Origin of the sequence: Nonomuraea sp. NPDC047529, from assembly GCF_040642995.1 — a bacterium.
Taxonomy (GTDB): domain Bacteria; phylum Actinomycetota; class Actinomycetes; order Streptosporangiales; family Streptosporangiaceae; genus Nonomuraea.
The window spans coordinates 290,388-311,608 of sequence record NZ_JBEYTJ010000008.1; the positions used below are offsets into that span (position 1 = coordinate 290,388).

Genomic DNA, 21,221 nt, shown 5'->3' on the forward strand with positions numbered 1-21,221 from the left:
TCATCACTCTTCGTTATGAACAGGGCTACCATGGCCCCTCGTGAACCCCCCGTCCTCGGCGTACGTCGACGAGTCCATGCTGCTCACGCATGGTGTGTACCTGATGGCCGCGATGCTCGTGGCTCCCCATCAGGCGGACCACTGTCGGACCGAGTTGCGCGCTTTGCTGTTCCGGAGGCAGCCACGGCTGCACTGGCGCGACGAGAACGACAAGCGGCGGATGCAGCTCATCGAGGCGGTGGCTGCGCTGCGGCCCGCGGGCATCGTCGTGGCGTCCACCGGCCTGGACGCCAAGCGACAGGAGCGGGCCCGGCGCAAGTGCATGGAGTGCCTGCTCTGGGAGCTGGGCGATCACCACGTGAATGACGTGGTCTTCGAGCGTCGGGGCCAGCTTGATCGGCGGGATCACGAACTGGTCGCCGCCCTCCAAGGTCGCCACGCCATGCCGTCGAAGCTGGTCGTGTCGTGGTGTGACCCCATGATCGAGCCGTTGTTGTGGTTGCCGGACATCGTCGCGGGGGCGAAGTCTCTGGCCGAGCGCGGCGATCACCGGTTCTGGAGCCAGGTGGAGAGCGGAATGCTCGTGAGAGCCATCGACGCCCGTTGACATGCGCGAGCCCGGGCTTCCGTCGTCCGGCGGCCTACCCGGGCTCACTTCCGATCCCCCCGCAGGAGGTCGGCGTTGTCTTGCTGGCGCGAGGTCCGGGCTCCTGTCAATTCCGGCAGTACACCCGGTTCACTTCCACCTCCCCGTAGGAAGGCGGCGTGCTCCTACTGTACCCGGATGCGCACACAGTGTCACCCTCGATCTCTGGGCAGGGAAGCCGCCTGGTGGGGGAGCGGGACCGTCGGGACGGTGCCGGGGGAGCAGACGTGGGCGATCCTGGAGGTCCGGGTCTCAGAGCGGGAGCAGGACAGGACCGGCTGACGGCGGCCGAGGCCCGCCTCCCGGCCTGAGGCTCACTTCTCCTCGAAGCTCGCGAAGTACGTGGCCGCCATGTCCTGGTCGCCGTGTCCCTGGGCCGCGGCGCGGCGCAGGCGTTCGCCGGCCGCCGCCACCATGTCCAGTCGCACCCCGGCCGACTCGCCCGCCTGGGTGATCAGCCGGGTGTCCTTCTCGGCGTTGTGGACGGTGAAGGACGGCTCGAAGTCGCCCTCCAGGATGGCCTTCGACTTGGCCTGGAAGTAGACGTTGTCCATCGGGCCGCCGGTCACCACCTCGCGGACCAGGCCGGGGTCGAGGCCGAGCCCCTTGGCGAGGGCCAGGGCCTCGGCCACGATGCCGGTCATCGAGATGCCGTAGCTGACGGCGGCCATCTTGAGCTTGGTGCCGGTGCCCTGAGAGCCGTCCTCGCCGAGCCAGAGCGTGCGCGAGCCGACGGCGTCGAAGACCGGGGCGAGCGCCTGCCGGGCCTGTTCGGGGGCCGCCGCCAGGATGACCAGCTTGCCCTGCTCGGCCGGCTGCCTGGTGCCCTGGACGGGCGCGTCGGCGAAGGTCAGCCCGTGCTCGGCGGCCAGCGCGGCCAGGCGGTCCACCGCGGCCACGCCGACCGTGCTCATCTGCGCCCACACCTGGCCGGGGCGGAACGCGGGCGCGGCGGCGGTCATCGCGTCGTGGACGGCGTCGCCGTCGCTGAGCATCGTGACGATCACGTCGGCGCCCTCGACCGCCTCGGCGGGGGACCCGGCGACGAGCGCGCCGTCGGCCGCCAGCGGCTCGGCCTTGTCCCGCGTACGGTTCCACACCCTGACCGACAGACCGGACTTGAGCAGGTTGCGGGCCATGGGGGCGCCCATGAGCCCGGCCCCGAGCACTGCGACTTCAGTCATGAGATCACCCTACGACGGCCCGTTCCGGCGACCCCGGCCAGGTGCGGCCTCCGGATGCGAGGATGTCCGGCATGGGACCTTCGCGGATCATCGCCGTACGACACGGGGAGAGCCAGGCGAACCTGGCGCACGCGCAGGCCGGCGACCGGCCGCTGGTCTACGAGCGGGGCGACGACGAGGTGTCGCTGACCGACCTCGGCCTGTTGCAGGCGCAGGCGCTCGGCCGCAGGCTGGCCGGGCTGCCCGACGGCGAGGCGCCCGAGGTGGTGTGGTGCTCGCCGTACCTGCGGGCGCTGGACACCTGGAACGCCGTCCGGGAGTCCTGGGGAGCCGCCGCGCTGCCGGTGACCGTGGACGAGCGGCTCAGGGACCAGGAGTCGGGCGCGTTCGCGCCCTTCAACCTGGCCGCCATCAGCGAGCGCTTCCCCGGCGAGGTGCGGCGGATGCGGGCCGAGGGCCCCTACGCCTACCGGCCGCCCGGCGGCGAGTCGCTGGCCGACGTGGTGGTCCGGCTCAAGGACTTCCTGGCCGGGCTGCGCGAGGCGGCCGACGGGCGGCGGGTGCTGATCGTCGCCCACGACTCGGTGGTGCTGGGGCTGCGGCACGTCATGGCCGGGCGGGACGACGCCGCGCTGGCCGACGTCCTGCGGTTCGCGCCGGTGCTGAACGCGTCGCTGTCGGTCTGGCGGGCCGCGGGCGGAGGGTTCGAGGTGGTGGCGTTCAACGACGTCACCCACCTAGATCCCGCTTGAGCCGCAGCAGCCGCGCCCGCCGCGCGTGGGCCTGCCCGGTCAGCACGGCGCTCGCCGCCACGAACGCGAGCCCGAGCGCCAGCGCGCCGGTGGCCACGGCGGCGACCAGCGCGGTGGTGAGCAGGGCGGCGGCCAGGGCGATCCAGCCGGCGATCACCCGGTCGCGGGCGAACAGCGGCGTCCTGCGCGTGCTCAGCCAGCCGCCGTAGCAGGCCCAGGCCAGGCAGAACGCGGTGAGGGCGGCGAAGGCCAGGTGGGTGCGGCCGGGCAGTGGGCCGGGCTCGGTCCACCACAGGGCGCAGACGAAGACCGTCCCGGCGGTCCCCGCGAGCAGGGCGGTCAGCGCGCGCACGCGCCGCCACGGCGACAGCGACGGTTCGAGGCGCTCGATGATCTCGTCGGCGGTCAGGCGCGGCTCATCGGTCATGGTCGATCTCCTTCAGGTGGTCGCGCAGGAGGCGGCGGGCGCGGCTGAGTCTGGACTTGACGGTTCCGGCGGGGATGCCGCAGATCTGGGCGCACTCCTCGACCGGCAGGTCCTCCAGGTAGTGCAGGACGAGGATCTCCCGCTCGGGAAGGGGCAGGGCGGACAGGGCGGCCAACAGGCCGGCGCGGTCCACGACGGCCCCGGCGGGGTCCTCGGTCACCGGCTCGGGCTCGGCCGCGCTCTCCGCCCTCGCGTACTCCTCGCGCAGGCGGTCGGTGACCGCCCGGCGGGCGATGGTGAACAGCCAGGGCGCGAACCGTCCGGGGGCGCGCAGCCGGGGCAGGCCGCGCACGACGGCCGCCCAGATCTCCTGGGCGACGTCGTCGGCCCGTTCGGCGTCCAGCATGCGCCGGACGTAGGTCCAGACCGGGGTGTGCCACCGGTGCACGAGTTCGGCGATCGCCGCGCGTTCGCCCAGCTGGGCGCGTACGACGAGCAGCTCATCTGTCATGTCGTCCTTCCGTCACCCTGCTCAGTCGGGCGGGAGGGCGACCCGGTTCACGTCTCGACGACGAGATCGGCGCGCTCGCGGGTGCGGTCGGCGGCGAACCAGGCCCGTTCGGCCGCGAACCACTTCCGCCAGCGGGGTTCGAGCTCCGGGCCGTCGCGGTCGAGGACGCGCCGCAGCCGCACGGCGTCCGGGGCCTCGACCCAGACGGTGAAGGCCAGCAGGCCGGCGGCCGACCGGCGGGCGGTGCCGACGCCCTCGACGACCAGGACGGGCCCGGCCGGCACGGCGACGTGCTCGGCATAGCGCTCGCCCACCCAGTCGTACCTGCGGAAACCGGCCGGGCGGCCGTGCCGGAGCGGTTGCAGGACCTGCTCGTCCAGCAGGCGGAACCAGGCGCCGGGGCCGTCGTCCCAGTGGACGGGGAAGTCGTCGCTGTGGATCACCTGGCAGCCGAGCGCCGCGCCGAGCCGGCCCGCGTACGTGGTCTTGCCCGAGCCCGCCGGGCCGTCGACGGCCACCAGGCGGACGGGCCCGCAGGAGGGCGGCAGGGCCTGGATGCGGCGGGCCAGGGATTTCACCGGACCAGGGTAGGCGATGGGCGACGGCCGCCTGAGAGAATATTCTTCCGGCCCAACGCAAGCTGGAGGTTGACCTTGCTCGGACCCCTCGGCGACGTCGTCGTGCTCGATCTGTCCAGGGCCCTCGCGGGGCCGCACGCCGCGCAGATGCTCGGCGACCTGGGCGCGCGGGTGATCAAGGTGGAGCATCCCGACGGGGGTGACGAGTCGCGCGGCTGGGGGCCGCCCTTCGTCGGGCCCGACCATGACATCTCGACCTACTTCCTGGCGGCCAACCGCAACAAGCAGTCCATCGCGGTCGATCTCAAGTCCGCCGAGGGCAGGGAGCTGATCGAGCGGCTCGTCCGGCAGAGCGACGTGCTGATCGAGAACTTCCGCACCGGCGTGCTCGACCGGCTCGGCTTCCCCGTTGAGCGTCTGCACGAGCTCAACCCGCGCCTGGTCGTCCTGTCGATCACCGGGTTCGGCCACGACGGGCCCGAGGGCGGCCGGCCGGGCTACGACGTGATCGCCCAGGGCGAGGCGGGGCTGATGTCGCTGACCGGGCCCTCGCGCGAGGAGCCGTACCGGGTGGGGGCCTCGATCGCCGACCTGCTGGCCGGCATCCACGGCGCGTACGGCGTGGCGGCGGCCCTGTACGAGCGCGAGCGGACCGGCCGGGGCCGGGTGGTGCGCACGTCCCTGCTGGCCGCGGTCACCGGCGTCCACTCCTACCACGGCACGGCCTGGACGGTCGGCGGCCAGGTCCCCGGCGCCAACGGCAACCACCACGCCTCCATCGCCCCCTACGGCGCCTTCCGCTGCGCCGACGGCCTGCTGCAGATCGCCGTGGCGAACGACGGCCAGTGGAAGAAGGTCGCCAAACTACTCGACATCGACCCTGATGTGGCGAAATATGCGACCAACAGGCAGAGATTCGCGCACCGGGATGAGCTGATCGCCGACATGGAGAAGGCCCTGGCCGACCACGACCGCGCCCACTGGCTGGCCAGGCTGGGCGAGGCCGGCGTGCCCGCGGGCGCGATCAGGTCGATCGACGAGGTCTACGCCTGGGAGCAGACCCGCTCCCAGGGGCTGCTGGTCGAGGTGGACCACCCCGTGCTCGGCCCGATCGAGCTGCCCGGGCCGCCGCTGCGCTTCGACGGCCTGCCCGCGGCCGAGCACACCGCGCCCCCCGCGCTCGGCCAGGACGGCGAGGCCGTGCTCGCCTGGCTCGAAGAGCGGGAGGGATGATCGGCAATTCCCGGCTCCGGCATGTACCCTCGTGCGTCACCATGGCATCATCGGTTGATCGTTAGGAGCGATAGTGAGCCGTCCGGACGCGCGCACACTGATCGAAGCGGTCCTCGACAGGGGGTCGTGGAAATCGTGGGACGCGCCGCCCGCCGACCCGGCGGAGCCCGGCTCCTCCTATGCCGAGGAGCTGGCGGCGGCCCGCGCGAAGTCCGGCTACGACGAGTCGGTGATCACCGGCGAGGGGCTGCTCGACGGCCGCAGGGTCGCCGTCGTGGTCTGCGAGTTCTCCTTCATGGCCGGATCGGTCGGGGTCGCCGCGGCCACCCGCATCGCGGCCGCGATCGAGCGGGCCACGCGTGAGCGGCTGCCGCTGCTGGCCTCCCCGGCCTCGGGCGGCACGCGGATGCAGGAGGGCGCGCTGGCGTTCGTCCAGATGGTCCGGATCACCGTCGCGGTGCAACAACATCGCGCGGCGGGGCTGCCGTACGTCGTCTACCTGCGCCACCCGACGACCGGCGGCGTGCTGGCCTCCTGGGGGTCGCTCGGGCACGTCACCGCGGCCGAGCCGGGGGCGCTGATCGGCTTCCTCGGGCCGCGGGTGTTCGAGGCGCTGCACGGCTACCCCTTTCCCGAGGCCGTCCAGGTGGCCGAGAACTTCTACGACCACGGCCTGGTCGACGCCCTGGTGTCGGCCGACGACGCCCGCAGGGTCGCGATCAGGGCCCTTTCCGTGCTGTGCGCCGGCCGCGCCCCCGTCGAGTCGGGCGAGCCGCCCGAGGAGGACCTGCGGCCCGTCGAGGCGTGGGAGGCGATCACCCGCTCGCGCCGCGACGACCGTCCGGGCGTGCGCACGCTGCTCAAGCTCGCCGCCACCGACGTGACGCCGCTCAGCGGCAGCGGCGCCGGCGAGAACGAGCCGGGGCTCGTGCTGGCGCTGGCCAGGTTCGGGTCCGCGCCCGCCGTGGTGCTCGGCCAGGACCGGCGCAGGCAGCGCCAGCGCTCGCCGCTCGGCCCGGCCGGGCTCAGGGTGGCCAGGCGCGGCATGCGCCTGGCGGCCGAGCTGGGGCTGCCGCTGGTCACTGTGGTCGACACCGCGGGGGCCGACCTGTCGAAGTCGGCCGAGGAGGGCGGGCTGGCCGCCGAGATCGCCCGCTGCCTGGCCGAGCTGGTCACACTCGACGCCCCGACCGTCTGCCTGCTGCTCGGCGAGGGCGCGGGCGGGGCGGCGCTGGCGCTGCTGCCGGCCGACCGGGTGCTGTGCGCGCAGCACGCCTGGTTGTCGCCGCTGCCGCCGGAGGGCGCCTCGGCCATCCTCTACCGGTCGGTCGACTTCGCCCCCGAGATCGCCCAGGCCCAGCGCATCCGCGCCACCGACCTGCGGCGTGACGGCATCGTCGACCGGGTGATCCCCGAGCTGCCCGACGCCGCCTACGAGCCCAGGCAGTTCTGCGAGCGCGTGGGGCGGGCGCTGGAGCACGAGATCGCCGAGCTGCTGAAGGTGGGCCCGGCCGACCGCCTGGCGGCCCGCCTGGCCCGCTACCGCGGCCTCGGCTGAGGAGCTACGGCACGGGCACGCGCTCGACGCGGATGGAGAAGACCTCCTCGCGCGGCACGACGACCTCGTACGCGCCGTGGTCGACCATCCAGTAGCCGAGCGCCTCGGCCTTCATGCCGCTGTGGCCGGTGTAGGCGATGTGCAGGCCGTCGTCGTCCTCGTCGAGCACGATGCACGGCTCGCCGCCGAAGGCGCCGACGGTGCGGATGAGCACCAGCCACTCCAGCTGCGACCTGGCCACCACCCGCCGCCAGTAGCCCGAGGAGGGCTCGAAGCCGTCGAGGTCGACCTCGCTGAACAGCACGACCTGGTCGTTGTCGGGGCCGAGCGCGGCCGGCAGCGTACGCTCGCCGAAGCGGGCCACGAAGCCGGAGGCGACCGGCGTGATCTCCTCGCTCATGCGGCGGGCCGCCAGGTCAGGCCGTCGTAGCCGGCGAAGGGCCGCTCGCCCTCGCCGGTGACGTGGACGATCTCCGCGCCCGCCGGGATCGGCATCGGGACGGTGTGGAACTGCGGCACCACGTGGTCGGGCGAGGTGGTGAACCCGTTGCCGGCGAACGGCGGCACGTCGCTCCAGTCACCTCCCATGTGCGGGCCGTAGGGCACCGCGTAGGTGTCGACGTCGCGGGCGTGCCAGCGCATGACGTAGAGCTCGGGGACCTCGGGGAACAGCTCCGAGCCGTCGAAGGACAGGTCGAGGCCGTAGTAGAGGGCCGCCGGCGTGGTCAGCCTGACGCAGTCCTGGACCCGGTAGACGTAACCGGAGATCACGGTGCGCTTGCCCGACAGGTACGGCACGAGCAGACGCGGCGGCACGACCTTCTGCATCTGCGTTCCGCTCATGGCTCTACTTTACGGTCGGTTGACCCTTGAGCACCCGATGATCCAGACACGGGAGCATGGCCCTGGCGGTGGCCGTCCATTCGGTGTCGAGGCGGACGAGCTGGACCCCCGGGCCGGTGCCGAGGTCGGCCCGTACCACCCCGAGCGGGTCGACCAGCATGCTGCGCCCCACGCCGAACCCGTCCTTCGACTCCTCCGGGTTGGGCGCCTGGCCGACGGCGGCGGTCCACATCGTGTTCTCCAGGGCCCGTGCGCGGACCAGCGTGACCCAATGGTCCTCCTTCAGCGGGCCCGACCCCCAGGCGGCGATCACCGCGAACAGGTCGGCGCCCTTGTCGACCAGCGCCCTGGTCAGCTCGGGGAAGCGGATGTCGTAGCAGGTGACCAGCCCGACGCGCAGCCCGGCCAGCTCGACCACGGTCGGCTCGGCGCCCGGCGCCACCATGTCGGACTCCTTGGAGCCGAAGGAGTCGAACAGGTGGATCTTCCGGTACGCGGCCTTGATCGCGCCGTCCGCGCCGATCGCCACGGCCGTGTTGTGCACCTTGGACCCGGCCGGGCCCTCGCCCGGCTCGAACACCCCGGCGATCACCGCCAGGCCGTGCGTGCGGGCCGCCTCCGACAGCCCCGACACGAACGGCCCGTCCAGCGGCTCGGCCAGCTCGGTGACGCGCCTGCCGTAACGGGTGAGCGTGGCCTCGGGGAAGATCGCCAGGTCGGCCCCCTCGGCGCGGGCGAGCGCCTCCCTGGCCCTCTTGAGGTTGGTGGCGGGGTCAGGAGAGACCGGAATCTGGCAGAGGGCGATTGTGGTCACGGCCCGACTCTAACCGGTTGGGCACCAGTCGAAACCAGGTCAGGCACCGCCAGATCCACTCAAGGGGGCCGTACCGAAATCTGGTGAGCCACCACCCGCTGATCAACGTCTGCGCCACCACGGTCGTCAGCGCCACCGCGAGCACCGGCCAGCGGGTGGAGGCGGTCTTCAGCGGGACCGTGCACAGCGCGATCACCGCCGTGCCCGTGACGTAGTTGGTCAGCGCCATCCGGCCCAGCGGTTCCAGCAGGGCCGACAACCACGGCCGCAGCGCCAGCAGCAGCCCGCTGGTGTACGCCGCCGCCCCCGCCAGCGCGGCCACGCTGTAGACGGTCCAGTCGCCCGCCCCGGGCACGTCGGCGACGCCCGCCCAGGTGGCCGTCAGCACCAAGGACGTCAGCGCCGAGCCCGCGAACACCGGCGCCAGCAGGCTCCGCGGCGGACGCAGCCGCATCAGCCCCATGCCGACCAGGAACAGGCCCGGGATGAGCGTCGGGCCCGCGCCGTGCCAGGTCGCCCAGACGGTCGCCACGACGCCGAGCGCCAGCACCGGCAGGCCGCCCGGCAGGAAGGAGGCGGGCAGCAGCACCACCAGGCCGTAGAGGGCGTAGTCGGTCAGCACCTCGCCCTCGTAGAAGGTGTGCTGGAGCAGGCCGAAGCAGGCCAGCCAGGCCAGCCGGCGGGCCAGCGCCCAGCGGCTCTTCGAGCGGTCGAGGAACAGCACGAAGCTGATCCCGAACAGCAGTGAGAAGATCGGGTAGAAGCGGCTCTGGAACAGGGCCTCGATCGCGCGGTCGATCCCGGTGTACGGCTCGTGGCTCGCGTGCTGCCAGGTGTTGACCAGCATGATGCCGCCCACCGCGAAGCCGCGGAGGGCGTCCAGCTCACGGATGCGCGTCACAGGAACCAGGTGAACCACCATACGAGGAATCCGGCGCCGGCGACCGCCGCCACGATGTGCGGCCACCGCCGATCGTGGAACAGGGCCGCGACACTCAGCACGGCCGAGGCCACCGCGATCCACGTGTACAGGCCGATCGTGCCCGGGACGCCGACGGCCAGGGCCGTCTCGTTCCTCTGGGCCATGCCGTAGACGGCCTGGCCGGTCAGCCCGGCGAACGCGACGCCGGCCAGCCCCGCGAAGGCGGTCACCGACCGGCCGCGCAGCGCGCCGGCGGCGAGCTGGACGAGCGAGACGAGCGCGAACAGCCCGAAGGGCGCGGCCAGCCAGGGAGCCTTCGAGATCAGGTACGGCGCGCCGGTGACGTGCGTGTCGGCGAGCCGCAGCGCGGGCGGCTGGGCCGGGTCGGGCTCGCAGGGCTTCGGCCAGGCGCGGTCGGGGGCCTCGACGAACTCCGCGATGTGCTTCCTGGCGCACGCGCTGGTGAGGAAGACGGCGTGGCTGCCGCGGAACGCCTCGAAACGGGCGCCGGGGATGGCCCTGGCGGCGGCCCCGGCGGTCCGCGCGGGGGTGGTGGGATCCCGGTCGCCGCCGGCGACGTAGACGGGGGCCTTGGGGACGGCGTTCACGGGGGTGGACTTGGGGAGCCGCCAAGCATCACACACCGCTTTGTCTACATTTACCGTGAAAAGTCGGGATCTGGTGGTGAAGGTGTTGAACGGCACCTCGTCCTGGCACTGCACCGCGTGGTACAGCCCGAACTCGTGCGACACCAGCCCCTGGCCCACCGCGTCGGCCAGCGGCCGCAGCAGCTCGTCGTGCCCCTCGGCCAGGCCGCCGACCAGCGCGGGCGCGACGGCCGACACGTCCGCCTCGTGCAGCGCCTCGGCGAGCACCGTGGCCACGTCGTCGCCGGACATCGTGGCCGTGAACGGGCGGCCGAGCAGCGGATCGGTGGCCGGCACCCGGGCGGGGGCGCGGTTGAGCCGGGACACCAGCCGGTCGAAGGCGTCGCCCGTGCCGAGCGCGGCCATGGTGTCGCGCAGGTTGCGGTCGGCGTCGTCGTACCAGGCCACGGACTCGGGCAGGAACGAGTCCAGCGCGACCGCGCGCACGCCTTCCGGGTCGGCCGCGGCGGCGTCCGTCATGACGCGGGTCGAGTAGCTGACGCCGAACAGGTTCCAGGAGGGGTAGCCGAGCGCCTGGCGCAGGGCGACCACGTCGGCGGCGATCTCCTTGGTGTTGTAGCCGCGCAGGTCGATGCCCTGCTCCTGGAGGCGGGCCCGGCAGCGCCGGGCCGCCGCGGCGACGTCGGCGCGCGGCCTGCGCAGCCGTCCGAGCATCGCCTCGGCCGTCTCGGGGCAGCCCAGCACCGGACGGGAGTACTTCCCGCCGCGCTGCTCGATCGTCACCACGTCGCGGTCGGGGAACATCTGGCTCAGGAACCCGGTGAGCTGCAACGACGACGACGCGGGCCCGCCGCCCATGTACACGATCGGGTCGGGCCTGCGGGCGGGGGCCGTCGAGGTGTGGACGGCGTACCCGACCTTGACCGTCCGGCCCGGCGTGTCGCGGCGCTCGGGCACCGCCAGGAAGCCGCAGACGGTGTGCTCCGGCACGGCGACCGGGCAGGGCGCGGCCTCGACGGGAGGGGGCGTGTCACGCATGGGAAGGGGAACGCTCAGGGCGAGGGCTAGCACGACCCGGATGATCACGAGACGAGACTAATAGTGTGGGGGCGTGACGGAACCACTTGTTTCCAGAATGCGCGCCTTCGGCACGACGATTTTCGCCGAGATGAGCGCGCTCGCCGTGCAGACCGGGGCCATCAACCTCGGACAGGGCTTTCCCGACACCGACGGCCCGGCCGCCATGCTCGACCGCGCGGTGCAGGCGATCACCTCGGGCGCCAACCAGTACCCGCCGGGGCCGGGGGTGCTGGAGCTCCGGCAGGCGGTCTCGGAGCACCGGATGGCCCACTACCGGCTCGACTACGACCCCGCGGGCGAGGTGCTGGTCACCGTGGGCGCCACGGAGGCCATCGCGGCGAGCGTGCTGGCGCTGTGCGAGCCGGGCGACGAGGTGATCGCCTTCGAGCCGTACTACGACTCCTACGCGGCCTCGATCGCGCTGGCCCAGGCCAGGCTCGCGGCAGTGACGCTGCGGCCGGTGGACGGCCGGTTCACCTTCGACCCCGACGAGCTGCGCGCGGCCGTCACGCCGCGTACCCGGGCGATCCTGGTCAACTCGCCGCACAACCCGACGGGGACCGTCTTCACCAGGGACGAGCTGACCGTCATCGCCGAGCTGTGCCAGGAGCACGGCCTGATCGCGATCACCGACGAGGTCTACGAGCACCTCACCTTCGACGGCGTCGAGCACGTCCCGCCGGCCACGCTGCCCGGCATGCGCGAGCGCACGGTCATGATCTCCTCGGCGGGCAAGACGTTCTCGGTCACCGGCTGGAAGACCGGCTGGGTGTGCGCGCCGCCCGAGCTGGTACGGGCGGTCTCGACGGTCAAGCAGTTCCTCACCTTCACCGCGGGCGCGCCCTGGCAGCTCGCGGTGGCGTACGGGCTGCGCACCGAGCTGGAGTGGGTGGCCGCCCTGCGCGCCGGGCTCCAGGACAAGCGCGACCGGCTGATGGACGGGCTCGCGGCGGCGGGGTTCGAGGTGCTCAGGCCGGCGGGCACGTACTTCGTGCAGACCGACATCCGGCCGCTGGGCTTCACCGACGGCCTGGAGCTGACCCGTCGCCTGCCGGAGCTGGCCGGGGTGGTGGCCATCCCCACGCAGGTCTTCTACGAGCACCCCGAACGCGGCAGCCACTTCGTCCGCTTCGCCTTCTGCAAGAAGGACGAGGTCATCGACGAGGCCGTCACCCGGCTCAAGCGCCTGTCCCAGGGGTAGCCGGGCTCAGGCGCCTGACGCAGAAGTGGGCCTGCGCAGGCCGTCGAACATCACGGCCAGGGCTCTGGTCCGCAGGTCGTCGCTCCAGTTGTTGTGCTGCGCCGCCAGGCAGGCGGCGCTGAGCAGGGCGAGCAGCTCCGCCATGCCCACGTCCCCCCGCACCGCCCCGGCCTCCTGCGCGCGCACCAGCAGCGCGCTGATCGCGCCCTTGATGTCGGGCGCGCCCGCCTTGGCGTCGATGCCGGCGCTGGCCAGGGCGTCCACCAGGATCCTCTTGACCGTCGAGTGGGCCACGATGCGGTCGAAGAACTCGAAGAAGGCCGCACCCGCGTCGGCGGCGCCGGCCAGCTCCTCGGCCATCGCGGCCAGCCGCTCCTGCCGGTCGGTCACGATCGCCTGGTACAGGGCCTCCTTGGTGGGGAACTGGCGGTAGATCGTCCCCACGCCCACCCCGGCCAGTGTGGCGATCTCGCGCATCGAGGCGTCGAGCCCGTCGCGGGCCAGCACGACCTCGGCCGCCTCCAGCACGCGGGCACGGTTGCGCCGGGCGTCGGCACGCATGGCTCCTCCTCGCGTTGACATCCGGAACCGTTGTTCCGTATCGTTCCCGGCATCCAAGCGGAACAGTCATTCCGATTCTAGGGGCTTTCGTGGACTTCCAGACCATGGGACGTTCCGGGCTGCGCGTCTCCCGCGCGTGCCTCGGCACCATGAACTTCGGCACCGAGTACGGCCTGGCCGCGGGCGACGAGGCCGAGGCGGGCCGCGTCATCGACGCCTACCTCGACGCGGGCGGCAACTTCATCGACACCGCCGACCTCTACCACCGGGGCGAGACCGAGGAGATCGTCGGCCGGGCGCTGCGCGGCCGGCGCGAGTGGGTCGTGCTGGCCACCAAGGGTGCCATGCCGGTCGGCCCGGAGGGACGGGGCCTGTCCCGGCGGCACCTCACCCGCGCCCTGGAGGCCAGTCTGCGCCGCCTCGGCACCGACTACATCGACCTCTACCAGTGCCACCAGTGGGACCCTGGCACGCCCATCGAGGAGACGATGGCCACCCTCGACGGCTTCGTACGCTCGGGCAAGGTGCGCTACCTCGGCTGCTCCAACTTCACCGCCGCCCAGCTCGTCGAGGCGCAGTGGGCCGCCGAACGGGTGGGCGGCACGCCGTTCGTGAGCCTGCAACCGCAGTACTCGCTGATCCAGCGGGTCGTCGAGGCCGAGATCCTGCCCGCCTGCGCCCGGTTCGGCCTCGGCACGGTCGTGTACGGCGCGCTCGGCGGCGGCGTCCTGACCGGCCGCTACCGGCGCGGCGAGATCCCCGACCCGGACAGCCGCATGGGCCGCCTGCTCGGCGCCGCGATGCCCGGCGCGACCCGCTGGGCGCAGTCGCTGCTCAACGACCGCAACCTGGCCGTCGCCGAAGGGCTGGCCGAGGTCGCGTCGGGACTCGGGGCCGACCCCGCCGCGGTCGCCCTGGCCTGGGTCGCGGGCCGTCCGGGCGTCACGTCGGTGCTGCTCGGGCCGCGCTCGGTACGGCAGCTCCAGGAGAACCTGGCCGCCTTCGACCTCGCCCTCCCGTCCGACGCGACCACCCGCCTGGACGACCTCTCCGACCCCACCCCCACCCCCACCGACGGCTCCTTCTTCCACCTCGTCCCCCGCTGACCCCGAACCGACGTAACCGGAAGGTCGCGGAGAGTAGAGTACTCGCCGTAATGCCGCCCCTGACCTGCAATGAGGGCATGGCCATGACCTTTCGCCTGAACGACGAACAGATCGAGGCGCTGCGCAAGCGTGCCGAGTCGGAGGGGCACAGCATGCAGCAGATCGTGCCGCGTGAGATCGAGGAGTACCCGGAGCGCGCCTCTGACGACGAGATCAACGACGCTCTGGCGGAGAAGGGTGCCAAGCGATTCGCGGACCTGTTGCGCAGGCTGGGCGAGTGATCCGCCACGTCAGCCTCGAACAGGGGCTGCGCATCGCCCGTGTCGCGGTGGGCGGCCCCGTTCAGGTGGGCGGCCTCGGGCTCCTGGAGGCCGCGGACCTCGCTGTTCGGGCGTGACGCCCATCCCGACCTGATGACCGAGGCCGCGGCGGAGATCGCGGCGGCGCTGCGTGCGTTCAGGAGGTGAGTTTGACCGGGAGGCGGCGTTGGCGGATGGCGGTGCGGATGGCCTTGGCGAGCTGGGCGTACTCGCTCACGCGGGCCGAGGAGGCGCGGTAGGCCAGGCCGATCGTGCGGCCCGGGGCCGGGGCGGCGAAGCGGCGCAGCGACAGGCGTACCCGCTTGCCGGTCTCCACCGGCACGGCCGACTCCGGCAGCAGCGTCACGCCCAGACCGCCCGCCACGAGCTGCACCAGCGTCGGCAGGCTGGTCGCGTACGTGGTCGCGGTGGCCCGCGCGCCCACCTCGCGGCACACGTCGATGGCCTGTTCGCGCAGGCAGTGGCCCTGGTTGAGGAGGACGATGTCCAGGCCCTTGAGCGCGTCGCGGTCGAGCGGGGCCGGGTCGGCGGCCAGGGGGTGGTCGCGGGGGAGGGCCAGCAGGAACTCCTCGTCGTAGAGCGGCGCCTCCACCAGGCCGCCCACGTCCGTCGGCAGGGCGAGCAGGACCAGGTCGAGCCGCCCCTCGCGGATCTCCTCCACGATCGTGTCCGTCTTGGCCTCGTGAACGGTCAGCTTCAGGTGCGGGAAGCGCTGGGCGAACATGGGCAGCAGCGCGGGCAGCACGTACGGCGCCACGGTGGGGATCACGCCGAGGTGGGCCGGGCCGCTGAACGGCTCGCGGTTCTGGGCGGCCTCGCCCATCAGGTCCTCCACGGCGGCCAGCACCCGCCAGGCGTGCTCGGCCACGCGCTCGCCGGCGGGCGTGAGCAGCACCTTCCGGGTGGTCCGCTCCAGGAGCTGTGTGTCCAATATCTCCTCCAATGAGGCGATATTTCCGGACAGGGTGGGTTGGCTCATCCTCAGTGCCGTCGCCGCCTCCCTGAAGTGGAGATGCTCGGCCACGGCGAGGAAGGAGCGCAGCTGAGCGAGGGTGGGCGTGGGCTCACTGATAGGAATCACCTCTCAGATTGGTTCGACTGCTCGATTTCTCGAATCAATGGTAGGTGCGGCAACGTAGGTGCCCTGACCCGCACTTCCTCCAAAGGAGAAGGAACTTGCTCACCGTCGGTGACCGCTTCCCCGAGTACGAACTCACGGCCTGTGTCGACCTCGACCCCGACAAGGCGTTCGCTGAGATCAACCACAAGACCTACGAGGGCAAGTGGCGCGTGGTGTTCTTCTGGCCGAAGGACTTCACGTTCGTCTGCCCGACCGAGATCGCCGAGTTCGGCCGTCTCAACGGCGAGTTCGCCGACCGTGACGCCCAGGTGCTCGGTGTCTCCGTCGACTCCGAGTTCGTGCACCACGCCTGGCGCAAGAACCACGACGACCTGCGCGACCTGCCCTTCCCGATGCTGAGCGACATCAAGCGCGAGCTGTCGGAGGCCTGCGGCGTGCTCGGCCAGGACGGCGTCGCCCAGCGCGCCACGTTCATCGTCGACCAGAACAACGAGATCCAGTTCTCGATGGTGACCGCCGGTTCCGTGGGCCGCAACGTCAAGGAGGTCCTGCGGGTCCTCGACGCCCTGCAGTCCGACGAGCTGTGCCCGTGCAACTGGAACAAGGGCGAGGCCGGCCTCGACGCCCAGAAGCTGCTGGCCCAGTGAGCGTCGACAACCTGAAGTCGCTCCTGCCCGACTACGCCAAGGACACCAGGCTCAACCTGGGCTCGGTCACGACCACCTCGTCGCTGACCGACCAGCAGCTCTGGGGCGCGGTCCTGGCGTGCGCGCTGGCCACCAGGTCGGCGCGGGTCATCGCCGAGCTCTCGCAGGACGCCGCCGACCACCTGTCGGCCGAGGCGTTCACCGCCGCCAAGGCGGCCGCGTCGATCATGGCGATGAACAACGTCTACTACCGCGCCACCCACCTGATCGGCGACGAGACGTACGCGACGCTGCCGGCCAGGCTCCGGATGTCGGTGATCGGCAACCCGGGCGTGGACAAGACGGACTTCGAGCTGTGGTGCCTGGCGGTCTCCGCGGTCAACGGCTGCGGCCGCTGCCTGGAGTCGCACGAGCAGGTGCTGCGGGGCGCGGGCATGCCGCGTGAGCAGGTCCAGGAGGCGCTGCGGGTGGCCGCGGTGATCAACGCCACCGCCGCGACCCTGGAGGCCGAGGCCGCACTCCTGACGGTCTGACCTCCTCGCGAGACCGCGAAGGCGGGCGCCCGTACGGGCGCCCGCCTTCGACGTGCGGGGGGCCCGACGTGCGGGGCTGGACGCGTGGGGGCGGGCGTGCGGGGCTAGCCGGCCTGGGGCTCGTCGAGCGGCGTGAGCGCCTGGCTGGCCTCCTCGTGCTCCAGGCCCGTGGCCTGCAACAGGTCCACCGCGATCGAGCGCAGCTGCGCGATGATGACGTGCGCGGAGAAGCCCAGCCGCTCGGGCCGTTCCCGGCCGGCCACCGCGAGCAGCGCCTGCCGGGCCAGCAGGGGATCACGCCCGGCGGCCAGCTCCAGTTGCAGCAGCAGCGCCGCCTCCGAGACCTCCCGCATCGCCTCGGCCAGCGCCGTGGGCGGCGGGCTCGCCTCGCCCAGCGCCGCCAGCGTGCGGCGGACCATCACCCGGGCGTTGCGCAGGGCCAGGTCGACGGGCACGGCGGCGGTTTCGTACCGGGCCAGCGCGGCCCGGCGGTGCCAGTGCAGCGGCGAGATCATGGTGATCTCCTTGCTGGTCTCCAGTGCCATCGCGAACTCCTCGACGGCCGCCTGCGTCGTGCGCGCCTCATCCAGCGCCTCGGCGGCCAGGTCGACGTCCCGCTTCTCGATCGCCTCGGCCGCCTGCTCCAGGACGGTCGACAGCGCGTCCAGCACGCCGGACAGATGCTTGGCCGCGATCGTGAACGGGCTGGCGGGCATCAGCGCGACCGCCGCGACGCCGATGACACCCCCGGTGAGGGCGTCGGCCATGCGGTCGAGGCCGCCGGCGTTCTCGCCGGGCAGCAGCGTGGCCACCAGCACGGCCGAGGACCCCGCCTGCGCGACGAACAGCGCCCCTCCGTTGAGTAGCAGCGCGACGGCCATGGCCAGCCCGACGACCAGCGCGAGCTGCCAGGGCCCCGAGCCGATCCACGACACGAGCAGGTCGCCGACGCCGACGCCGAGGCTCACGCCGACCACCAGCTCGGCGACGCGCCGCAGCCGCTGGCCGAGCCCCACGCCGACGCAGATCAGCACGGAGATCGGCGCGAAGAACGGCCGGGCGTGCCCGAGCAGGTCGACGGCGACGATCCAGGCCAGCGCCGCGCCCACCGCGCACTGCACGATCGAGGGCGCCATGAGGCCGAACGTGCCCAGTCGTTCCCTTACGTGATCGCTGAGCCTCGTTCGCACCTTTCCACCTTGGCGGATCTTTGTGACATTGGGGTCACGTTTGCCCCGTAACACCCGGCTGAATCGCGGCCGGCGCGAGCCGCCTGCGGACGAACACGATGACCGCGACCACGACCGGCGTGGCCATCCACGCGTACGTGGAGTTCTCGCCGACGCCGAAGGCCAGGACGGCGCTGGCCGCCCACAACACGCCGCACCCCCAGTACACCCAGGCCGAGGTGCCCATGCGCCGCCTGTTCGCGTTGCCGTTGAGCAGCCCCTGCGACAGGGCCAGCGTGAACAGCGCGCCCTGGCAGAACATCAGGATCGCCTCCGTCCCCGCGAACAGCGCCAGCGCGACCCCCTTGGACGCCTGGACGTCGACGTCCGCCGCCGACATCTCGCTCCACAGGTTCATCGTGTACGGCAGGAACGCCGAGAACAGCAGCAGTGGCACGTGCAGCAGCAGGACCGGCTGGGAGACCCGGTGGAGCTGGTCGAAGAGCGTGTGGTGGGCCCGCCAGCTGAACCACAGCATGAGGAAGGCCAGCACGAACGCCACGAAGGAGCCCTGGTGGTGGCCCAGGAAACCGGCGAGGTCACGGAAGTCCTCCTCGGCCGGGCGGGGGATCTCCAGGACGAGCAGCGTGATGGCGATCGCGAACACCGCGTCGCTGAACATCCCGACCCGCTCCGGGGTCATGCCGGGACGGGGGGCCGGTGGGGGGCTGGACACAGCGGGTCTCCGAGAATCGTGGGGGGTGACCAGCATAGAGCTCCGGACGTCCGGGGCTCATCCGTCCAGGAAGGCGTCCACCGCGTCCAGGAAGGCGGCCCGCTCGGTGGCGTGGACGAGGTGCCCGGCCTCGATCGTGACCAGTTCGGCGCCGGGGATCAGGCGGGCCAGCGCGGGGGCGTCGAACGGGCTCTGCCGCCCGCCCGACAGCACCAGCGTGGGCGCCGTGATCCTGCCCAGCTCGGCGGCCAGCGCCGGGTCGGGATCGACGATGTACGGCTCGGTCTGGTGCATCATCCGCCAGTCGAACGCGGTGGAGTCGTCCTCCACGAGAGGCTGCCGCCCTTCGATCGGGTACGGCGGCGTGACGTCCTCCAGCACCAGCCGCTCGACGCGTCCCGGGTGGCGCATGGCCACGTGGTAGGACACCATGCCGCCCAGCGAGTGCCCGACCAGCCGGACGCGGCCGAGGCCCAGGTGGTCGAGGAGCGCCACGATGTCCTCGGCCATCGTGCCCACCGCGTACTCGCCGGGCCGGTCGCTGGCCCCGTGGCCGCGCAGGTCGGGGGCGAGGACGTGGTGGCGGGCGGCGAAGTGCTGGGTGATGCCGTTCCAGTCGTTGTGGTTCGCGGTCCTGCCGTGGACGAGGACCAGCGGGGGAGCGGCGGGGTCGCCCTCCTCGCGGTAGACGAGCTTGATGCCGTTGACGTGGGCTTCGCGAATCACATCCGGGAACACTACCTTCGGTGCTTTTGTGAGCTTCGAGGTTCCGCCGAGAGCTTGAGAGGCGAGCGCACCTTGACATCGCGGCGGCCGTTCATGGGCAGACATTGCCCATGAACCTCGCCGGGCCGCTCGGCTAGCGTCGCGACGGTGGGGAAGCCGGTACTGGAGAAGGGGCAACGCATGCCGGACCCGATTGAAGTGCGAAAGGTGCCGATCGAGAGCGTGACCGACGCCTCCGGGCTGTCACGGCTCATCGCGGACGGGGTGATCGAGGCGCGCCGGGTGCTCGCGGTGATCGGCAAGACCGAGGGCAACGGCGGCGTCAACGACTACACGCGCATCCTGGCCGACCGCGCCTTCCGCGAGGTCCTGGCCGAGCACGGCCACCCGTCCCCCGAGAGCGTGCCGCTGGTGTGGTCGGGCGGCACCGACGGCGTCCTCAGCCCGCACGCCACCGTCTTCGCCACCACGGCGGACGCCCCGGCCGGCGACGAGCCGCGCCTGTCGGTGGGCGTGGCGATGAGCGAGGTGATCCTGCCGGAGGACATCGGCCGCCCGGCGATGGTGGAGAAGGTGGCCGCCGGGGTGCGGGAGGCCATGAAGATCGCCGGCATCGACGACCCGCGCGACGTGCACTACGTGCAGACCAAGACGCCGCTGCTCACCCTGGCCACGATCACCGAGGCCAGGAGCCGCGGCCAGGACACCGCCATCGAGGAGACCGGCCCGTCGATGGACCTGTCCAACTCCACCACCGCGCTCGGCATCGCGGTCGCGCTCGGCGAGATCGACATGCCGGCCGCCGACCAGATCCACAAGGACCTGTCGCTGTACTCGTCGGTGGCCTCGTGCTCGTCCGGGGTGGAGCTGGACCGGGCGCAGATCGTGCTGGTGGGGAACGTGCGCGGCATCGGCGGGCGCTACCGCATCGGGCACAGCGTCATGAAGGACGCGCTCGACGCCGACGGCATCTGGGACGCCATCAGGGACGCCGGTCTGCCGCTGCCCGACCGCCCCCACCCCTCCGACCTCGGCGGGCGGCTGGTCAACGTGTTCATGAAGTGCGAGGCCGACCCGTCGGGGCGGGTGCGCGGGCGGCGCAACATCATGCTGGACGACTCCGACGTGCACTGGCACCGGCAGATCAAGGCGGCCGTCGGCGGGGTGGCGGCCTCGGTCACCGGCGACCCCGCGGTGTTCGTCTCGGTGGCCGCCGTGCACCAGGGGCCCTCGGGCGGCGGCCCGGTCGCGGCCATCGCCGACCTCGGCTAGCGCCAGGGCATCACGCCCCGCACCGGCAGGACCACGCCGGGAACCGGGGCGTGGGCAGCCGCGGGTAGTCTCATTCGCTGTGCCGACCATCCCGCAACCACTCGACCCCGACGACGACGGCAGCGCCGCCCCCGCGGTGGCCGCCGCCCTGGCCGCCTACGAGGCGGGCACGTGCGGCCCCGCCGACGTGCTGGCCGCCCTGAGCGGCGCGCGGCTGCTGGTGCCGGTGGTCGCCCTGCTGACCGAGTCCGAGGTCGGCGAGCACGGGCTGCGCCAGGAGAAGGAGAGCGAGATGGCGCTGCCCAAGCTCGTCGGCGCGGACGGCAGGCACGCGGTGCTCGCCTTCACCGGCACCGACGCGCTGACCAGGTGGCGCGAGGACGCCCGGCCCATCCAGACCGGCACGCTCCAGGTCTGCCGGGCGGCCGTGCACGAGGAGGCCGCGGCGGTCGTGGTCGACGTGGCCGGGCCGGTGCAGTTCGTGATCGAGGGCGAGGTGCTGCGGGCGCTGGCCGCGGTCGAGTCCGGCACCGTCGACCAGCTCAGCGGCGTCACCGTCGCCAGGATGGAGCCGGCCCCGCCCCGCCGCCGCTGGTTCTCCCGCAGAAGCGGCTGACACCGCCCTCCACGCGCCCGTCCCCGCGGACGGCCGGACGCGCCGACGCCCCCGGCCGGGGCCGGGCACCCGGCGGGGGCGGCCGCGGGCGTCCGCA

Annotated in this window: 25 protein-coding genes; 11 read left to right on the forward strand and 14 right to left on the reverse strand. The window is 72.6% G+C overall.

What is annotated here, in order from left to right:
- Positions 1 to 40 precede the first annotated feature (40 nt).
- Entirely contained in the window at positions 41 to 607 is a 567-nt protein-coding gene (locus ABZ815_RS15945; protein ID WP_357698239.1) for a hypothetical protein, read from the forward strand.
- Between the two features lie 353 nt (positions 608 to 960).
- On the opposite strand, the gene ABZ815_RS15950 is transcribed toward ABZ815_RS15945, so the two are convergent.
- Positions 961 to 1,830, reverse strand: a complete 870-nt coding sequence (locus ABZ815_RS15950) for an NAD(P)-dependent oxidoreductase (protein WP_357698241.1) — start codon at positions 1,828 to 1,830, stop codon at positions 961 to 963.
- Between the two features lie 71 nt (positions 1,831 to 1,901).
- Between ABZ815_RS15950 and ABZ815_RS15955 the strand changes: the two genes are divergently transcribed.
- Positions 1,902 to 2,582 carry a histidine phosphatase family protein gene (locus ABZ815_RS15955; RefSeq protein ID WP_357698243.1) on the forward strand — a complete coding sequence of 227 codons (681 nt, stop codon included), beginning with the start codon at positions 1,902 to 1,904 and terminating at the stop codon, positions 2,580 to 2,582.
- Here the strand turns inward: ABZ815_RS15955 and ABZ815_RS15960 are convergent.
- Genes ABZ815_RS15960 through ABZ815_RS15970 form a run of 3 tightly spaced genes read right to left on the reverse strand, consistent with a single transcriptional unit; the run spans position 2,560 to position 4,098 of the window.
- The gene (locus tag ABZ815_RS15960) at positions 2,560 to 3,009 is read right to left on the reverse strand and encodes a hypothetical protein (protein ID WP_357698245.1); all 450 of its coding nucleotides are present in this window, start codon (positions 3,007 to 3,009) and stop codon (positions 2,560 to 2,562) included. The genes ABZ815_RS15955 and ABZ815_RS15960 overlap by 23 nt on opposite strands.
- Entirely contained in the window at positions 2,999 to 3,520 is a 522-nt protein-coding gene (locus ABZ815_RS15965; protein ID WP_357698247.1) for a sigma-70 family RNA polymerase sigma factor, read from the reverse strand. Before ABZ815_RS15965 ends, ABZ815_RS15960 begins: the two co-directional genes overlap by 11 nt.
- A gap of 47 nt (positions 3,521 to 3,567) precedes the next feature.
- Positions 3,568 to 4,098 (reverse strand): hypothetical protein, encoded by a 531-nt coding sequence (locus tag ABZ815_RS15970; RefSeq protein WP_357698249.1) that lies wholly within the window; start codon positions 4,096 to 4,098, stop codon positions 3,568 to 3,570.
- Between the two features lie 75 nt (positions 4,099 to 4,173).
- On the opposite strand from ABZ815_RS15970, the gene ABZ815_RS15975 reads away from it, so the two are divergent.
- On the forward strand, positions 4,174 to 5,331 hold the full coding sequence (locus tag ABZ815_RS15975) for a CoA transferase (RefSeq protein WP_357698251.1): 1,158 nt from the start codon (positions 4,174 to 4,176) through the stop codon (positions 5,329 to 5,331).
- A 73-nt stretch (positions 5,332 to 5,404) separates the two neighbouring features.
- Positions 5,405 to 6,889 (forward strand): carboxyl transferase domain-containing protein, encoded by a 1,485-nt coding sequence (locus ABZ815_RS15980; protein WP_357698253.1) that lies wholly within the window; start codon positions 5,405 to 5,407, stop codon positions 6,887 to 6,889.
- A 4-nt stretch (positions 6,890 to 6,893) separates the two neighbouring features.
- Here ABZ815_RS15980 and ABZ815_RS15985 read toward each other — a convergent pair whose 3' ends face one another.
- The 5 genes from ABZ815_RS15985 to ABZ815_RS16005 are packed head-to-tail and all read right to left on the reverse strand — an operon-like array spanning position 6,894 to position 11,114.
- Entirely contained in the window at positions 6,894 to 7,289 is a 396-nt protein-coding gene (locus ABZ815_RS15985; RefSeq protein ID WP_357698255.1) for a hypothetical protein, read from the reverse strand.
- Positions 7,286 to 7,732, reverse strand: a complete 447-nt coding sequence (locus ABZ815_RS15990; RefSeq protein ID WP_357698257.1) for a hypothetical protein — start codon at positions 7,730 to 7,732, stop codon at positions 7,286 to 7,288. Before ABZ815_RS15990 ends, ABZ815_RS15985 begins: the two co-directional genes overlap by 4 nt.
- A 4-nt stretch (positions 7,733 to 7,736) precedes the next feature.
- Entirely contained in the window at positions 7,737 to 8,546 is an 810-nt protein-coding gene (locus ABZ815_RS15995) for a carbon-nitrogen hydrolase family protein (RefSeq protein WP_357698259.1), read from the reverse strand.
- Positions 8,506 to 9,447 carry a DUF418 domain-containing protein gene (locus tag ABZ815_RS16000; protein ID WP_357698261.1) on the reverse strand — a complete coding sequence of 314 codons (942 nt, stop codon included), beginning with the start codon at positions 9,445 to 9,447 and terminating at the stop codon, positions 8,506 to 8,508. The genes ABZ815_RS15995 and ABZ815_RS16000 overlap by 41 nt, the downstream gene beginning before the upstream one ends.
- Positions 9,444 to 11,114, reverse strand: coding sequence for an alpha/beta fold hydrolase (locus ABZ815_RS16005; RefSeq protein ID WP_357698263.1), 1,671 nt, complete (start codon positions 11,112 to 11,114; stop codon positions 9,444 to 9,446). The genes ABZ815_RS16000 and ABZ815_RS16005 overlap by 4 nt, the downstream gene beginning before the upstream one ends.
- A 73-nt stretch (positions 11,115 to 11,187) precedes the next feature.
- Here ABZ815_RS16005 and ABZ815_RS16010 point away from each other — a divergent pair, with 73 nt between their 5' ends.
- On the forward strand, positions 11,188 to 12,357 hold the full coding sequence (locus ABZ815_RS16010; RefSeq protein ID WP_357698265.1) for a pyridoxal phosphate-dependent aminotransferase: 1,170 nt from the start codon (positions 11,188 to 11,190) through the stop codon (positions 12,355 to 12,357).
- Between the two features lie 6 nt (positions 12,358 to 12,363).
- On the opposite strand, the gene ABZ815_RS16015 is transcribed toward ABZ815_RS16010, so the two are convergent.
- The gene (locus ABZ815_RS16015) at positions 12,364 to 12,918 is read right to left on the reverse strand and encodes a helix-turn-helix domain-containing protein (RefSeq protein ID WP_357698267.1); all 555 of its coding nucleotides are present in this window, start codon (positions 12,916 to 12,918) and stop codon (positions 12,364 to 12,366) included.
- A gap of 89 nt (positions 12,919 to 13,007) precedes the next feature.
- On the opposite strand from ABZ815_RS16015, the gene ABZ815_RS16020 reads away from it, so the two are divergent.
- Together ABZ815_RS16020 and ABZ815_RS16025 are read left to right on the forward strand one after the other, a co-directional pair.
- Positions 13,008 to 14,024 (forward strand): aldo/keto reductase, encoded by a 1,017-nt coding sequence (locus ABZ815_RS16020; protein ID WP_357698269.1) that lies wholly within the window; start codon positions 13,008 to 13,010, stop codon positions 14,022 to 14,024.
- A 77-nt stretch (positions 14,025 to 14,101) separates the two neighbouring features.
- Positions 14,102 to 14,305 (forward strand): CopG family transcriptional regulator, encoded by a 204-nt coding sequence (locus tag ABZ815_RS16025; RefSeq protein ID WP_357698271.1) that lies wholly within the window; start codon positions 14,102 to 14,104, stop codon positions 14,303 to 14,305.
- A gap of 175 nt (positions 14,306 to 14,480) precedes the next feature.
- On the opposite strand, the gene ABZ815_RS16030 is transcribed toward ABZ815_RS16025, so the two are convergent.
- Entirely contained in the window at positions 14,481 to 15,425 is a 945-nt protein-coding gene (locus ABZ815_RS16030) for a LysR substrate-binding domain-containing protein (protein ID WP_357698273.1), read from the reverse strand.
- A gap of 95 nt (positions 15,426 to 15,520) precedes the next feature.
- Between ABZ815_RS16030 and ABZ815_RS16035 the strand changes: the two genes are divergently transcribed.
- Together ABZ815_RS16035 and ABZ815_RS16040 are read left to right on the forward strand one after the other, a co-directional pair.
- Positions 15,521 to 16,072 (forward strand): peroxiredoxin, encoded by a 552-nt coding sequence (locus ABZ815_RS16035; RefSeq protein ID WP_357698274.1) that lies wholly within the window; start codon positions 15,521 to 15,523, stop codon positions 16,070 to 16,072.
- Positions 16,069 to 16,605 (forward strand): carboxymuconolactone decarboxylase family protein, encoded by a 537-nt coding sequence (locus ABZ815_RS16040; RefSeq protein WP_357698276.1) that lies wholly within the window; start codon positions 16,069 to 16,071, stop codon positions 16,603 to 16,605. The genes ABZ815_RS16035 and ABZ815_RS16040 overlap by 4 nt, the downstream gene beginning before the upstream one ends.
- 104 nt (positions 16,606 to 16,709) lie before the next feature.
- Here the strand turns inward: ABZ815_RS16040 and ABZ815_RS16045 are convergent, their stop codons facing one another.
- From ABZ815_RS16045 to ABZ815_RS16055, 3 genes are all read right to left on the reverse strand, one after another.
- Positions 16,710 to 17,795 carry an FUSC family protein gene (locus ABZ815_RS16045; protein WP_357698278.1) on the reverse strand — a complete coding sequence of 362 codons (1,086 nt, stop codon included), beginning with the start codon at positions 17,793 to 17,795 and terminating at the stop codon, positions 16,710 to 16,712.
- Between the two features lie 34 nt (positions 17,796 to 17,829).
- On the reverse strand, positions 17,830 to 18,477 hold the full coding sequence (locus ABZ815_RS16050) for a TMEM175 family protein (protein WP_357698280.1): 648 nt from the start codon (positions 18,475 to 18,477) through the stop codon (positions 17,830 to 17,832).
- Between the two features lie 90 nt (positions 18,478 to 18,567).
- Positions 18,568 to 19,236 carry an alpha/beta fold hydrolase gene (locus ABZ815_RS16055; RefSeq protein WP_357698282.1) on the reverse strand — a complete coding sequence of 223 codons (669 nt, stop codon included), beginning with the start codon at positions 19,234 to 19,236 and terminating at the stop codon, positions 18,568 to 18,570.
- 180 nt (positions 19,237 to 19,416) lie between these two features.
- On the opposite strand from ABZ815_RS16055, the gene ABZ815_RS16060 reads away from it, so the two are divergent.
- Entirely contained in the window at positions 19,417 to 20,508 is a 1,092-nt protein-coding gene (locus ABZ815_RS16060) for a ring-opening amidohydrolase (RefSeq protein ID WP_357698284.1), read from the forward strand.
- Positions 20,509 to 20,587: 79 nt separating this feature from the next.
- Complete coding sequence (locus ABZ815_RS16065) at positions 20,588 to 21,124, forward strand: SseB family protein (protein ID WP_357698286.1); 537 nt, start codon at positions 20,588 to 20,590, stop codon at positions 21,122 to 21,124.
- The last annotated feature ends 97 nt before the right edge of the window (positions 21,125 to 21,221 follow it).

What these genes read in the sequence shown, in the direction of transcription:
- ABZ815_RS15950 (WP_357698241.1), bottom strand. Translation starts at nt 1,830, where the DNA reads ATGACTGAAGTCGCAGTGCTCGGGGCCGGGCTCATGGGCGCCCCCATG.
- ABZ815_RS15955 (WP_357698243.1), top strand. Translation starts at nt 1,902, where the DNA reads ATGGGACCTTCGCGGATCATCGCCGTACGACACGGGGAGAGCCAGGCG.
- ABZ815_RS15960 (WP_357698245.1), bottom strand. Translation starts at nt 3,009, where the DNA reads ATGACCGATGAGCCGCGCCTGACCGCCGACGAGATCATCGAGCGCCTC.
- ABZ815_RS15965 (WP_357698247.1), bottom strand. Translation starts at nt 3,520, where the DNA reads ATGACAGATGAGCTGCTCGTCGTACGCGCCCAGCTGGGCGAACGCGCG.
- ABZ815_RS15985 (WP_357698255.1), bottom strand. Translation starts at nt 7,289, where the DNA reads ATGAGCGAGGAGATCACGCCGGTCGCCTCCGGCTTCGTGGCCCGCTTC.
- ABZ815_RS15990 (WP_357698257.1), bottom strand. Translation starts at nt 7,732, where the DNA reads ATGAGCGGAACGCAGATGCAGAAGGTCGTGCCGCCGCGTCTGCTCGTG.
- ABZ815_RS16005 (WP_357698263.1), bottom strand. Translation starts at nt 11,114, where the DNA reads ATGCGTGACACGCCCCCTCCCGTCGAGGCCGCGCCCTGCCCGGTCGCC.
- ABZ815_RS16015 (WP_357698267.1), bottom strand. Translation starts at nt 12,918, where the DNA reads ATGCGTGCCGACGCCCGGCGCAACCGTGCCCGCGTGCTGGAGGCGGCC.
- ABZ815_RS16025 (WP_357698271.1), top strand. Translation starts at nt 14,102, where the DNA reads ATGGCCATGACCTTTCGCCTGAACGACGAACAGATCGAGGCGCTGCGC.
- ABZ815_RS16050 (WP_357698280.1), bottom strand. Translation starts at nt 18,477, where the DNA reads ATGACCCCGGAGCGGGTCGGGATGTTCAGCGACGCGGTGTTCGCGATC.
- ABZ815_RS16060 (WP_357698284.1), top strand. Translation starts at nt 19,417, where the DNA reads ATGCCGGACCCGATTGAAGTGCGAAAGGTGCCGATCGAGAGCGTGACC.